Source organism: Nakamurella alba (genome assembly GCF_009707545.1).
Taxonomy (GTDB): Bacteria; Actinomycetota; Actinomycetes; order Mycobacteriales; family Nakamurellaceae; genus Nakamurella; species Nakamurella alba.
Genome location: NZ_WLYK01000006.1, coordinates 39,473 through 53,829 on the forward strand (window position 1 = coordinate 39,473; position 14,357 = coordinate 53,829).

General features: G+C 73.3%; 8 protein-coding genes. 3 read left to right on the forward strand and 5 right to left on the reverse strand.

Features of this window, described 5'->3' with window-relative positions; genetic code table 11:
* The first annotated feature begins 54 nt into the window (after window positions 1–54).
* The 3 genes from GIS00_RS15475 to GIS00_RS15485 are packed head-to-tail and all read left to right on the forward strand — an operon-like array spanning window position 55 to window position 9,909.
* Window positions 55–4,830, forward strand: a complete 4,776-nt coding sequence (locus GIS00_RS15475; protein ID WP_154769368.1) for a type I polyketide synthase — start codon at window positions 55–57, stop codon at window positions 4,828–4,830.
* Entirely contained in the window at window positions 4,827–8,750 is a 3,924-nt protein-coding gene (locus GIS00_RS15480) for an SDR family NAD(P)-dependent oxidoreductase (RefSeq protein WP_154769369.1), read from the forward strand. The genes GIS00_RS15475 and GIS00_RS15480 overlap by 4 nt, the downstream gene beginning before the upstream one ends.
* The gene (locus tag GIS00_RS15485) at window positions 8,740–9,909 is read left to right on the forward strand and encodes an acyl-CoA dehydrogenase family protein (protein ID WP_154769370.1); all 1,170 of its coding nucleotides are present in this window, start codon (window positions 8,740–8,742) and stop codon (window positions 9,907–9,909) included. Before GIS00_RS15480 ends, GIS00_RS15485 begins: the two co-directional genes overlap by 11 nt.
* Before the next feature lie 73 nt (window positions 9,910–9,982).
* Here GIS00_RS15485 and GIS00_RS15490 read toward each other — a convergent pair whose 3' ends face one another.
* The 5 genes from GIS00_RS15490 to GIS00_RS15510 all read right to left on the reverse strand — a co-directional run bounded on the left by GIS00_RS15490 (window position 9,983) and on the right by GIS00_RS15510 (window position 14,253).
* Window positions 9,983–10,780 carry a thioesterase II family protein gene (locus tag GIS00_RS15490; RefSeq protein ID WP_154769371.1) on the reverse strand — a complete coding sequence of 266 codons (798 nt, stop codon included), beginning with the start codon at window positions 10,778–10,780 and terminating at the stop codon, window positions 9,983–9,985.
* On the reverse strand, window positions 10,777–11,862 hold the full coding sequence (locus GIS00_RS15495) for an HAD-IIIC family phosphatase (protein ID WP_154769372.1): 1,086 nt from the start codon (window positions 11,860–11,862) through the stop codon (window positions 10,777–10,779). The genes GIS00_RS15490 and GIS00_RS15495 overlap by 4 nt, the downstream gene beginning before the upstream one ends.
* The gene (locus tag GIS00_RS15500; RefSeq protein ID WP_154769373.1) at window positions 11,859–13,043 is read right to left on the reverse strand and encodes an acyl-CoA dehydrogenase family protein; all 1,185 of its coding nucleotides are present in this window, start codon (window positions 13,041–13,043) and stop codon (window positions 11,859–11,861) included. Before GIS00_RS15500 ends, GIS00_RS15495 begins: the two co-directional genes overlap by 4 nt.
* Complete coding sequence (locus tag GIS00_RS15505; protein WP_154769374.1) at window positions 13,040–13,291, reverse strand: acyl carrier protein; 252 nt, start codon at window positions 13,289–13,291, stop codon at window positions 13,040–13,042. Before GIS00_RS15505 ends, GIS00_RS15500 begins: the two co-directional genes overlap by 4 nt.
* Window positions 13,292–13,377: 86 nt before the next feature.
* A complete protein-coding gene (locus tag GIS00_RS15510) occupies window positions 13,378–14,253 on the reverse strand; it encodes a 3-hydroxyacyl-CoA dehydrogenase family protein (RefSeq protein WP_154769375.1) in 876 nt (291 codons plus the stop codon).
* Window positions 14,254–14,357 lie beyond the last annotated feature (104 nt).

The following is a 14,357-nucleotide window of genomic DNA, read 5'->3' on the forward strand; positions in this document are numbered from 1 at the left end:
GTCAGTTGCCGAACGCGAGCCGGCCGGGCCGTTCGCCGGCGGGGAGGACCGTCCGTGTCGCATCCAGTGGACCCGCAGCTGCCGGGTGCCGAACGCATCGCCGTCATCGGCATGGCCGGCCGCTTCCCGGGCGCGGACGACGTGGACGAGTTCTGGTCGAACCTCGCAGGCGGCGTCGAGGCCTTCACCTCGTTCGACGACGATGACCTTCTCGCCGCCGGGGTGGATCCCGCACAGCTGGCGGACCCGCGGTACGTCCGGGTCCGGCCGGTGCTGCGCGATGTGCGGTCCTTCGACGCGGAGTTCTTCGGGTACTCGCCGCGGGAGGCGGTGCTGACCGATCCGCAGCACCGGCTCTTCCTCGAGACCTCCTGGCAGGCCTTGGAATCCGCCGGCTACGCGAGCCCCGAGGACCGTGGTCAGGTCGGGGTGTTCGCCGGCTGCAACGTCAGCACCTACCTGCTCAGCCGGCCGAACGTGATGTCGCTCGGGGTGGACACCGACGCGCTGATGATCGGCAACGACAAGGATGCCCTGGCCACCGGTGTCGCCTACCGGCTCGACCTGCGCGGTCCGGCCGTCGCGGTGCAGACCTTCTGCTCCACCTCCCTGGTGGCCGTGCACCTGGCGAGCGAGGCGCTGCGGCAGGGCGACTGCGACCTCGCGCTGGCCGGCGGCGTGTCGATCCGCGTCCCGGACCGGGTCGGTCACCTGTACCAGGAGGGCAACCAGGCCTCGCCGGACGGTCACGTCCGCACCTTCGACGCGCTGGGCCGGGGCAGCATGTTCGGCGACGGCGTGGCGGTGGTCGCGCTCAAGCGGCTGAACCGGGCGCTCGCCGACCGGGACACCGTGCTGGCCGTGCTGCGCGGGAGCGCCATCAACAACGACGGCGGGGTCAAGTTCAGCTACCAGGCGCCGAGCATCGACGGGCAACGCCGTTGCGTGGCGCGTGCTCTCGACCGGTCCGGGGTGCGGCCGGAGGAGATCTCCTACGTCGAGGCGCACGGGACCGCGACCGTGGTCGGCGACCCGATGGAGGTCGCGGCGCTCACCGACGCCTTCGGCAGCACCGCGCAGCGCCAGTTCTGCGTGCTGGGGTCGGTGAAACCCAACGTGGGTCACCTGGACCGGGCATCCGGCGCCACCGGTCTGATCAAGGTGGTCCAGTCCCTGCGGCACGAGATGATCCCCGGCACACTGCACTTCACCGCACCCAATCCCGACATCGACTTCGCGGCCAGCCCGTTCCGGGTCACCTCCGGTCCCACCTCGTGGCCGCGGACCCCGGGTCGGCCGCGTCGCGCCGGGCTGTCCTCGCTCGGCACCGGCGGCACGAACGCCCACGCCGTCGTCGAGGAGGCGCCGCTGCCGGCACCGCGGCCGCCCCGCCGGCGGCGCTGGCAGGTGCTGCCGGTGTCCGCCCGCACCGAACAGGCCCGCGAGCAGGCCGCGGGGCGGCTGGCCGCTGCCCTGCAGCGGGACGTGGACCTCGATCTCGGCGACGTCGCGTACACGCTGCAGCAGGGCCGCCGGTCGATGGCGCACCGCACGGTGGTCGTCGCGGAGACCGGGACCGGTGCGGCCGCCGCACTGTCCGGGCCGCGGCCCAGCCGTCACGAGACGACGGTCGGCCGCCCGGTGGGTCTGCTGATCGCCGGCGTCGGCGAGCAGTACCCGGGCATGGTCGCGGCCCTGATGACCGACGAGCCGGACTACCGGCGGGACGTGCTGGAGTGTGTCGGCCTGCTGGGACTGCCCTCACCCGAGGCACTCTCGCCGATCTTCGCGACCGCCACCGCCGATCCGGTGGACGACGAGCTCGCCCGGCTGCTCGGCCGGGCCCCGACCCGGCCGGCCGCCACCGACCCGGCCCTGGTGCAGCCGGCGGTGTTCGTGGCGGAGTACGCGCTGGCCCGCCTGCTCCAGCGGTGGGGCGTGCAACCGGAGGTGATGCTGGGCTACAGCCTCGGCGAGTACGTCGCGGCCTGTCTGTCCGGGGTGCTCTCGCTGCCGGACGCGCTCGCGCTGGTCGCCCACCGGGCCCGGTTGATCGCCGCGCTGCCGTCCGGGGCGATGCTCGCCGTCGCCGCCGACGACCGGCGGATCCACGCCGTCCTGGGCTCCCTGGAGGATCGGGAACTCGACGTCGCGGTGCATACCCCGGGGCAGCTGACGCTGGCGGGCACGCTGCCGGCCGTCGCCGCGGCCGCCGCGGCACTCACGGCGGCGGGGATCGGGTGCCGGCAGCTGGACACCGCGTCCGCCTTTCACTCCCGCCTGCTGGCCCCCGCCGCCGCGCCGCTGACCGCGTGGGTGGCCGAGCACATCACCGTGCACCCGCCGCGTATCCCTTACGTGAGCAACGTGACCGGTGGGGTGGTCACTCCCGAGCTCCTCGCGGATCCGGGCTACTGGGCACGGCACATGTGCGGCACCGTCGAGTTCGGGCGGGGCGCGAGCACGCTGCTGGCCGCCGTCCCGGACGCGATGCTGGTCGAGGTCGGGCCCGGCCAGTCGCTCGGCGCGTTGACCCGATCGCACCCGGACTGCGCCCAGGCGCGGTGGCCGCTGGTGACCGGCACCCTCCCGTCGGCGATGGAGCGGCGGGACCCGCACCAGGCGCTGGCCGAGACGGTCGGCCGGCTCTGGCTCTCCGGTGTGCCGGTGGACTTCAAGGCCCTGCACACCGAGGGATCCGACGGACCGCACTGGACACCCGGCCGGGTGCCCCTGCCGACGTATCCCTTCCAGCGCCAGGAGTACTGGCTGGAGGCACCGGAAGGGCCGGCCCCCGCGGCGGCCGGGGCCGCCACCGGGATCGATCTGTCCGATCCGACCGCCGTCCTCACCGCGCTGCCGAAACTGCCCGACGCCGAGTGGATCTCGACACCCACCTGGCGCTCGGAGGTGCTGCGGCCGCCGTCCGCCGCGCCGGCCACCTGGCTGGTGCACACCGCCGCCGGCGCCGGCGACGCGCTGGCCGAACCGCTGCTGCGGCGGCTCCGGGCGGAGGGCTCCACCGTGCTGACCCTGCGGCCGGGGCCCGGGTTCGCAATCACCGCCGACGGTTTCGAGGTCAGGCCGGGTGACCCGGCCGACATCGCTGCCGCCCTGCGGGTGGTCGTCGATCGCGGGCTGCGTCCGGATCGGATGCTGCACCTGTGGTCGCTGTCCGACGGCAGCACCGCGCGCGGGCTGTTCGCCGTCACCGCATTCGCCCGCGCCGCCGGGGATCTCGGCCTGGACGGCTGGATCATGGACCTGGTGGTGCAGGGCGCGCACGCGGTGCTGCCCGGCGACCGGGTCGACCCCGCCGGCGCGCTGCTCACCGGTCCCGCGCGGCTCGTCCCCGTCGAGTACCCCCGGTGCCGGACCCGGTTGATCGACCTGGGACCGGATCTGCACCCGGACGTGTTGGCCGCCGAGCTGCTGTCGCCGCCGACCGACCAGGTGGTCGCCCTGCGCGGGCGCCGCCGGTGGCTGCCCGGGCACAGCGTGGTCCCCGACACGACCGTCGTGGCACCCGGTTTCCGGCAGGGTGGGGTGTACCTGATCACCGGCGGGCTGGGCGGGATCGGCCTGGCGATGGCGATCCGGCTGGCCCGGGACGTGCGGGCCCGGCTGGTGCTGATGGGCCGCACCCCGGTGCCCGCCGAGCACGAGCGTGCCGCGGTGCTGGCCGCACCCGGCACCCCGGCGGAGGTGCGGCGCCGGCTGCTCGGGCTGCAGGAACTGGCGGACCTGGGCGCGGCCGTGCTCACCGTCACCGGTGACGTGTCGGAGCCGGAGGACGTCCGGCGGGCGGTCCGCCTGGCGGAGAGCAGTTTCGGGCCGTTGGACGGCGTGCTGCACTGCGCCGGGGTCCCCGCGCTCGGGCTGATGCAGTTCAAGACCGCCGCGGACATGGAGCGTGTGCTGGCCCCCAAGGTAGCCGGCACCAGGGCGCTGCTGGCGGCGCTGGCCGACCGGCCGCCGTCCTTCCTCGTGCTGTTCTCCTCCACCACCTCGATCACCGGTGGTGGCGCCGGCCAGGTCGACTACTGTGCCGCCAACGCCTATCTCGACGCCGTGGCGCAGTCGGACCCGCTGCCGGGCACGGTGGTGGTGTCGGTCGGCTGGGGCGAGTGGACCTGGAACGGCTGGACGGTCGGGCTGGACGGCTACGACGAGGGCTCGCGCCAGTTCTTCGAGGCCTACCGTGCGCAGTTCGGGGTCGACTTCGAGCAGGGCTGGCAGATCCTCGGCCGGGTGCTGGCCAGCGGCGAACGGCACGTGCACGTGTCCACCCAGGACCTGCCGACACTGGTGGCGATGAGCCGGCTCTCGTCCATCGAGCGGCACCAGGGCGCTGTCCGCAAGGCCCGGGACGCACTCGGGCGTCACCCCCGGCCGCCGCTGGGCACTCCGTACCAGGCCCCGGCGACACCCGACCAGGAGGCGTTGGCCGGTCTCTGGTCGGAGGCCTTGGGGATCGAGGAGATCGGCGTCGACGACAACTTCTTCGAGCTCGGCGGCAACTCGCTGATCGGGATGGAGATCATCGCCGGGGTGCGTGAGCAGCTGGGCGTGCCCTTCCTGCCGCCGCACATCCTCTACCAGGCACCGACCGTCGCGCTGCTCGCCGCCGAGGCGGCCGCCTCCCGGGCGGCCGTCCCGGCCACCGCAGGCACCGGCGACATCGCCGGGCCACCGGCCGGAGCAGGTCCTGGACACGGGCCGGAGCCCCGGCACGCCGCCGGCGCGGCGGCGTCCCCGGCCGCCACCGCGTCCGGCGAGGGCAACCGTTACCTGCAACGACGTCGCACCCTCGGAGGTGGTCGCGGATGAGTCCGACCGACGGCAGCGCCGGGCAGACCCCGGTCACGGCACCGGGTGCACCGGCGGCGCCCGCGGATCCCGGATGGGACACCGACCACGGCGCCGCGGTCGCGGTGATCGGGATGGCCGGGCGCTTCCCGTCGGCGGCCGGGGTCGGTGAGCTGTGGTCCGCGCTGCTCGCCGGCACACCGGGCCTGCGCACCCTCGACGAGCAGGAGCTGGCCGCGGCCGGGGTGTCCGCGGCCCAGCTGGCGGACCCGCAGTACGTCCGGGTCGGCGGGCCGGTGCCGGATCTGGAGATGTTCGACGCCACGGTGTTCGGCATCGGTCCGCGTGAGGCGGAGACGATGGACCCGCAGCACCGGCTGTTCCTGGTGTCCTGCTGGGAGGCCCTGGAGTCGGCCGGCTACCAGCCCACCGACGTGCCGGGGCAGGTCGGCGTGTTCGGCGGCTGCGGTTTCCCGGACTACATCGTGCAGAACGTCCAGCACCTGACCGCGGAGCCGGGCGGGGCGCTGCTGCTGGCCACCGGGAACGAGCGCGACTCGCTCACCTCCCTGGTCTCGTACAAGTTCGGCTTCCGCGGTCCTTCCGTGGCGGTGCAGACGTTCTGTTCCACCTCGCTGGTCGCGGTCCACCTGGCGTGTCAGTCGCTGCTCACCTACGAGTGCGACACCGCCCTCGCCGGAGGCGCTTTCACCCCGCTCCCGGCCGGCACCGGCTACCGGTACGAGCCGGGCGGCATCACCGCGCCGGACGGGGTGGTGCGCAGCTTCGACGCCGGCGCGTCCGGCACCGTGATGGGCAGCGGGGTCGGCGTCGTGGTGCTCAAGCGGATGGCCGACGCCGTGCGGGACGGCGACCTGGTCTCGGCGGTGATCCTCGGGTCCGCCACCAACAACGACGGCCGGGTCCGGGCCGGGTACACGGCGCCCGGCGTCGACGGGCAGGCGGAGGTCGTCGAGGCCGCGCTGGGCGTGGCCGGGGTCGACCCGGCGACCGTCGGTTACGTCGAGTGCCACGCCACCGGAACATCTCTCGGTGACTCCATCGAGCTGGCCGCGATGCGCCGGGTGTTCCCGCCGCGGGCGGATCCGTGCGTGCTCGGCACCGCCAAACCGATGCTGGGTCACCTGGACCGGGCGTCCGGGGTGACCGGTCTCATCCGGGCCTCGCTCGCGGTCCGGCACGGTGTGCAACCGGGCGTGCCCGGGTTCCGCAGCCCGAACACCGCGCTGGCCACCGACCGCTTCACCGTGCTGCCGGAGAATCGGTCGTGGCCGGACCAACCGGGCCCGCGGCGGGCCGGCGTCAGCTCGTTCGGCCTGGGCGGGACCAACGCCCACGTGGTCCTGGAGCAGGCACCACCCCGGCCGGCCCGGCCCGCGCGGCCCGGGCCGCACCTGCTGGTGCTGTCCGCGACCGGACCGGAGGCCCTGGACCGGGCCACTGCCCGGCTCCGCACCCACCTCGAGACACACGTCACGGACGTCGATCTCGCCGACGTCGCCTACACCCTGCAGGTCTCCCGCGGTGGGTTCGCGACCAGGCGCGCCGTGGTCGTCGACGACCTGCCCGACGCGCTCGCCGCACTCACCGATCCGTCCCGCTGGCTGGACGGGCGCACCACCAGGCGGCAACCACCGGTCGCCCTGCGCAGCGGTGAGTCGGCCGGCTCCGCGGTCGCGGCGCTCGCGGCGCTCGGGGTCACCGTCACCGGACAGGCCGAAGGCGCCGTCGAGATCGATTGGCCTGCCGATGGTTCCGCCGGCCACCCGGCCGCCGCCCGGTCCCGGCTGCTGGAGCTCGCGCGGCTGTGGCTGGCCGGGTCGGCCATCGACTGGTCGGCGCTGCACGGCGGGGCGGGCCTCCGGGTCGAACTCCCCACCTACCCGTTCGAGCGACGGCGCTACTGGGTGGACCCGGTCGCGTCGGCCGCCCCGGCGCGGCCGGTCGGCCGCAGCTGGGACCGTGACGACTGGACACTGCAGCCGGGATGGCGTGCCGTCCCGCACCCGGCACCCGGTGCCGACGGACTGCGCGAGGCCGGCCCGTGGCTGCTGCTCGGCACCGACCGCCGGTTGGACGCCGCCGCGGACCTGCTGCGATCGGCCGGCGCGCTGGTGTTCACCGCCCGGCCCGGCCCGGAGTTCCGGACGACCGGAGACGGCTTCACCGTCCGGGTCGACGACCCGACCGACCTGGCCGCGCTGCTGACCGCGCTTCCGCCGATCGGTACCGTGCTGCACGGCTTCTCGCTGGGTGCACCGCACCTGCCGGTGATCGACTGGACCGCGGTCGAGGCGGCCCAGCGCCCCGGCACGGCGTCGGTCCAGGCTCTCGCGACGGTCCTCGCCGGACCGGCTGCCCGACCGGGGCCGCAGGGCCGGACCCGCGTCGTGCTGCTCACCGACGGTGCCGCCGACGTCGCCGGGGACCTCCGGCACCCGGAGCACGCCGGCATCCCCGCGCTGGCCCCGACCATCACCCAGGAGAACCCGCAGGTGCGCTGCCGGGCGGTCGATCTCGGCCCGGCACCCGGGTCCGCCGGTGGCACGCACCGTCAGGCACGCACATTGCTGGCGGCGGTGCTCGACGGGCACCAGGGGCCGGCAGCGGTGCGCGGCACGGACGTGCTGCACCGTGACTACCTCCCGCTGCCCACCGGCGCGCCGCGCGGCGATCTCTTCGTACCCGGCGAGACAGTCCTGATCACCGGTGGTCTCGGTGACGTCGGCCTGGCGGTGGCCGGGCGACTGGCGGACCTGGGCTGCCGGTTGGTGCTGACGACGCTGCATCGCATCCCGGAGGAGGGCGAACCGGCGGACCCGCGATCGGCCCGCCACCGGGAGTCGATCGACGCGCTACGGGCCCGGGGCGCCGACGTGCTGGCCCTGGCAGCCGACGTGGCCGATGCGGACCGGATGCGCGAGGTGGTCACCGCGGCGACCGACCGCTTCGGGCGCATCGACGCCGTCGTGCACGCCGCGGGACTGCAGGACGGGCGCTGGTTCGGGTTCCTGCACCAGCTGGACCCGTCGGTGGCCGCCGCCCACCTGCGGTCCAAGGTCGGAGGTTTGCTGGCGCTGGACGAGGTGCTCGCCGGGCAGGCCGTCGACCGGCGCATCACCCTGTCCTCCCTGGCCGCGGTGCTGGGCGGCATAACCCTCGGTCCGTACGCCGCCGCCAACGCGGCCCTGGACGCCTGGGCGGCCGTCTCCCGACGGGCCGGCGTGGCCGACTGGATCACCGTCGACTGGGACACCTGGAACATCGACGCGAACCGGGTGGCCGGGCACAGCAGCTCCGTCACCGACTTCACCATGAGCCCGGCGGAGGGCGTGGACGTGCTGCTCCGTGCACTGTCGGTCGCGGACCGCGCGGGGCACCTGGTGATCTCCACCGGCTCGCTGCAACAGCGCCTCGACCAGTGGGTGCTCGGCGACATCCATGCCGGCACCGACGACGCCGGGGACCGCGAGCGGCACCCGCGCCCGGAGCTGGACGTGCCGTACGTCCCGCCGGCCGACGACGCTGAGGCGCAGCTCGCCGACATCTGGTCGCGGGTGCTGGCCATCGAGCCGATCGGCATGCTCGACAACTTCTTCACCCTCGGCGGGCACTCGCTGCTGGCCATCGAACTGACCGCCAAGGTCCGCGCCACCTTCGGCGCCGAGGTGCCGGTGACGGCGCTGCTGCAGTTCCCGACGGTCCGCGAGCTGGCCGGGCGGATCTCCGCCGCCGCAGCGGCCGGTGCTGCTGCGACGGGGGACGGTGCTGCGGCGGCCGACGGTACTGCCGCGGGGGACGACGCCGGCGGGCCGCGGTGCGACGCTGCGGCCGAAGGCACCGCCGATAGCGTCCCGACCGCCGCCGGGGCCGATGCACCGCGCAGCCCGGCCGAAGGAGTGCCCGCCGATGCAGCCTGACCAGTTGCGCACCGTCCGGTCCTGGGTGCGGCAGGAACTGCTCGACCACCCGGGCCTCGACAACCCGGCCCCCATGCCCTTGGCGGTGCAGCGCGGGTTCGCCACGACGGGGCTGGCCAACTGGTGGCTGCCCACCGAGCTGGGCGGCGCCGGACTCGATCTCGCCGACGGTGTCCGCATCGTCAACGAGATCGCCTACGCTGACGCCGGTACCGCCTTCACCCTGTTCATCCCGGTGCTGGCCGCGACGATGATCGACCTGTACGGGGAGGAGGACCTGCGCAAGCAGGTACTCGGGTCACTGGCCCTGGACGGCGGGTTCGCCGCCACCCTCGGCAGCGAGCACGACGCCGGCAGCGAACTCACCCGGATCAGCACCACCGTCCGGCGGGACGGTGACGAGCTGGTGCTGGACGGCGAGAAGGCGTTCTCCACCGACGCCGACTTCGCCACGCACCTGGTCGCGATCTGCCGGGAGGTCGACGCCGACGGGACCCCGCTCGAGGGCAACTACCTGGCGGTGGTCGTGCCCCGGGACACCCCCGGCCTGGAGGTGACCCGGCGCTGGGACGTGCTGGGACTGCGGTCCTCCGGGACCTACGGCGTGTCGCTCTCCGGCTGCCGGGTACCGGCGGGGAACGCGTTGCGCGGCAACGGCCTGCGGCTGCTGGAGATCGGACTGAACGCCAGTCGCATCCTGATCGCCACCACCGCGGTCGGGATCGCCCGGCGGGCCCGGGATCTGGCGATGGAGTACGCGGCGACGAAGCAGGTGAAGGGCGCGCCGCTGGCGATGAACGCCGTGTTCGCCGCCAAGCTCGGCGAGATCGAGATGTTGATCGACGTGATGACCTCGCAGTGCCTGGCCGCGGCGGCGGAGTTCGACGGGCTGCTGCGCGGACCGGACCCGGCCAGGGCGTTCCTCCGGGCCGGCGCGCTGCGTTCCGCCCTGGCCGCCAAGATGTTCTGCGGCCGGACCGGGTGGTCGATCCTGTCCACCTGCTCGGAGCTGTTCGGCGGGCTGGGCTACACCTCGGACAGCCTGGTCGGGAAGCTGCTCCGCGACATCCGCTACGTCTCCATCGTCGAGGCGGGTGACGACGTGCTGCGCGACCTGGTCTACCAGCGTTTCGTGGTGCCGGTCAGCAAGCGCGGCTGAGGCCGGCCCGGGGTTCACGCCACGGGAGTGCCGACCGCCCGGCGGCGGCCGGCACGTCCCGCGCCCGGCACGGTCACCGCAGGCCGGCCAGGGCCGGTCCCAACGCTCCCGCCAGCAGCCGGTGGGTGGTGGCGGCGTCCTCGTAGACGGCGAAGTGCCCGCCCGGCATGGTGTGCAGGCGGAAGGCGCCGGTGGTGAGGTCGGCCCATCGCTGCTGCTTGCCCATCGAGGCCCGGCCGTCCTTGACCGCCGCCAGCACCGTGAGCGGCACCGGCAGCGCCGGCTCATCGCGGTAGCGGTAGTTCTCCCGGACCGCGAAGTCCGCGACGAAGGGCGGCAGGATCATGTCGAGCGCCCCGGGGTCGGCCAGCAACCACTCCGGTGTGCCGCCCAGCTTGCGCAGGAACTTCACCAGCTCGGGCCGTGACATCCGACTGACGGCCGGTTCGATGTTGCGGGTGTGCGGCGCCGGGCAACCGGACACCACCAGGTGCACCGGCAGCGGACCGCCGCGTCGCCGGAGTTCCCGCACCACCTCGAAGCCCAGCAGTGCCCCGTGGCTGTGCCCGTAGATCGCGAACGGCCGGCCCTGCGCGGCGGTGGCGACGACCCCCGCCATGTCGGCGACCAGCGGTTCGATCACCCGGTGCGGGGTCTCGGCGATCCGGCTCTCCCGGCCGGGCGGCTGCACGGCGAGCACGCCGACGCCGGGGATGCGGCCGAGCCAGGACCCGAAGGCCGAGGCACCGCCACCGGCGTGCGGGATGCAGAACAGCGGGAAGTCGGCCGCCGACACCCGGGGCCGCATCGGCAACCACGCCCGCAAAGGATCCGCCCCCTCGGTGACCGGTGCTGCCAGGTGCGAGGTCATGCGATCACCTGTACGTCCACCCAGGCGGGTGCCGGCTGCGGATCGCCGTCCGCCTGCAGCACCACCCGATTGCCGTCCCGCTCGACCTCGCGGAAACCCGCGAAGGCGTAGGTGATCTGCATCATCCGGTTCCGTCCCGTCTCCACGAAGTCGGCCCGCAGCGGGACCCCGGCCCCGGCCGCGGAGCCCATCAGATGGTTGAGCAGCACCATGCCGACGCCACGCGACATCACCCGGCAGGACATCAGCATCATCCGCAGATGCCAGGCCGTGGTGGACTTCTCGACCAGAGCGAGGCCGATCTTGCCGTAGCTGCCGAACCTGTCGGTCAGCGACGCGACCAGCAGCAGGTGGTCGTCGGAGGTGCGCAGTTCGTCCAGTTCCTCGTAGGAGAACGTACGCCCGGTGGCGTTGAGCTGGTTCGTCCGGACGGTGAGCTCCTCGGCCCGCTGCAGGTCCTCCTGCCGGCACTGCTCGATGACGAACTGCATCGACAGCCCGGCCAGGAACTCGTCGTTGGTGCCGACGAACTCCTTCTCCAGGTCGTCCCGGAGCAGCTGCCCCGCGTACATCTCCCGCCGCCGGGCCGACTCGTCGGTGACGAACCGCGGCCGGAACTCGTCCCGCTGCAGCGCCTCGTCGACGTCGTCGACGTGCACCACCGTCACCTCCGGGAGTGCGGCGGAGACCTCGGCGAGCTCGAACGGCTGGTCGTCGACGAAGGCGAAGGCGTCGAGCCCGAGGTTCAGCGCGGCGGCGATCCGGCGGATCGACCCCGACTTCGCGTCCCAGGTGATCTGCGGCGCGAGGAAGTACCGGTCCAGGCCGAGCTCCCGCAGCCGGTCCATCGCGGCCTGCTCGTCGTTGCGGCTGGCCAGCGAGTGCAGGACGCCCATCCGGTCCAGTCGCTCGATGTGCGCGACCACGGACTCCCGGACGTGCACGGCGTCGTCCTCCAGCAGGACCCCGTCCCACAGTGTGTGGTCGAGATCCCAGACGATGCACTTGATCCGGCCGCGTCGGGGCTTGACCGTGGGATCGACCCCGGCGCCCTCGGGCGCTGCGGCGAGCGTCTCGGTCATGACCCGGCCGCCGGCAGGTCGGCGGCGCGGAAGGCCTCCGCCGCGATGGTGGTCCGCTGCACCTCGTTGCTCCCCTCGATGATCTCCATGACCTTCGCGTCGCGGTAGAGCCGGGCGACCGGTGTCCGATCCGTCATGCCGAGCGCGCCGTGGATCTGCACCGCCTCGGACGCGTGCCGGGCGGCCGCGGTCGAGGCGAAGTACTTGGCGACCCAGGTCGCCATCAGCGTCGACGAGTCGCCGAGATCCTTGAGCCGGCCTGCCTCCTGGCACAGCAGCCGGGCGGCCCGGACGTCGGTGACCATGTCCGTCAGCTTCGCCTGCACCAGCTGGAGGTCCTTGACCAGCACGCCGCCCACCCGCCGTCGCGCGGCATGGGCGGCGCTGGCGTCCAGACAGGCCTGGATGATCCCGACCGACCCGCAGGCGACGCTGAACCGGCCGATGTCCAGGGTCCCGGTCAGCACCATCCCGGCGGTGAACCCGCTCGGGCCGAGCAGTGCATCCGCACCGAGAGCCACGTCGGTGAAGGTGATCTCGGCGATCATCGACCCGCGGGTCCCCATCACCTCCGGGAGCGGCCGACGCCGCACCCCCGGCGCATCGGCCGACACCAGGAAGGCCCCGATGCCCGCCCCGAGGCGGGCGAAGACGAGCAGCAGGTCGGCCCGCATCCCGCCGGTGATCCAGGTCTTCGTACCGTCCAACCGCCACCCGGTGCCGTCCGGCGTCGCCGTGGTCCGGATCCCGGTGGCGTCGCTGCCGGCGTCCGGCTCGGACAGGCAGAAGGCGCCCAGGAGTGTCCCGGCGGCGAGATCGGGCAGCCAGCGGGACTTCTGCTCGTCGCTGCCCCAGCGCGCCACGGTCCAGGACAGCATGGAATGCACCGTCAGCAGGCTGCGCACCGAGGAGCAACCGCGACCGACCTCCTCGTGGATCTCGCCGACCGCGGTCATCGGCAGGCCCGCCCCGCCCACCGCGGCCGGCAGGAACGGCGCCCACAGCCCCGCCGCGGACATCTGCTGCAGCACGGACTCCGGGACCGCCGCCGCCCGCTCGAACTCGGCGGCCCCCGGTGCGACGTGCCGCAGCACGAAGGCGCGGGCGGACTCCCGGTCGAGGACCGGGGTGGTCGCGCCGGGGTCACCGGTTCCGGGGACCGGGTCGGCGAGGACGGTCATGCCGCGGTCAACCGCCCGACCAGCTCCGTCATCTTCTCTGCCGTGCGGAAGTTGTCGATCCGCAGCTCGTCGTTGGGAACGGTGACGCCGAAGGTCTTCTCGACGAACATCACCAGCTCCATGGCGAACAGCGAGTTGACGAAGCCGAGCTGGAAGATGTCCTGGTCCGGCTCGATCTCCACCTGCGGGTAGCGGCCCTTGATGAAGGACAGGATCTGGTCGCGGGCGTCGGTGGTGGCAAGGGTCATGGTCGTCTCCGAATCGGTGAGAAGCGTTGTGGTGAAGGGCGGGTCATCGAGACTTAGTTCGTGAGGTCAGGCAGCCTCATCACATCTCAGCCGGCCAGGACGGCGGGGCGGGCGGTGGCGGTGCTGTAGGCGTAGAAACCGCGGCCGGCCTTGCGACCGTGCAGCCCGGCGTCGGTCATCTGCTTGAGCAACGGGCACGGGCGGTACTTGCTGTCGGCATAGTGCTCGTACAGCACCTCGACCGAGTACAGGATCGTGTCGACGCCGATCAGGTCGGCGGTCTCCAGCGGGCCCATGGGATGTCCGAAGCACTCTCGGAAGACCTCGTCGACCGTCGCCGCGTCGGCGACACCCTCGTGCACCAGGAACGCGGCCTCGTTCACGGTGAGCATCAGCACCCGGTTGGAGACGAACCCGCAGGAGTCCTTGACCGGGATGGGTTTCTTGCCCATGGCCTTGAGCAGGGCCGTGGTGCGGGCGATGGTGCGCGGGCTGGTGTGCACACCAGGGATGAGTTCGACGGCGGACTTGGCCGGCACCGGGTTCATGAAGTGGACCCCGATGACCTGCTCCGGCCGGGAGGTGATGCCCGCGACCCGGGTGATCGGGATCGCCGAGGTGTTGACCACGAACACCGTGTCCGGCGGGCAGATCTCGTCCATCTCGCGGTAGACCTGCTGCTTGACGTCCCAGTTCTCCGTGGTGCTCTCGATGACGATGTCGACGTCGGTGAGCCCACCGGGTCCGATCGAGGTGCTGATCCGGTCCATCACCTCGGCCGCGTCGATCGCCGGTCCGCCGAGCAGGCGGCTCATCCGGCAGTTGCGCTCCACGGTGGCCAGGGCGTTGCCGAGGATGTCCTCGGACACGTCCACCATCACGACGGAATGCCCGGTGGCGGCGAGGTTCTGGGCGACACCGACGCCCATCACACCGGCGCCGACGACTCCGATCACGGTCATGGCTGAACTCCTTGCTGGTCGGGGGCCGGCGGTCGGGGTGGTGCTGCCGGTGCTGCGATTGCGGGACAGGCGGTTGCGGGAAGGGCGGTGGCGGGACGAGCGGT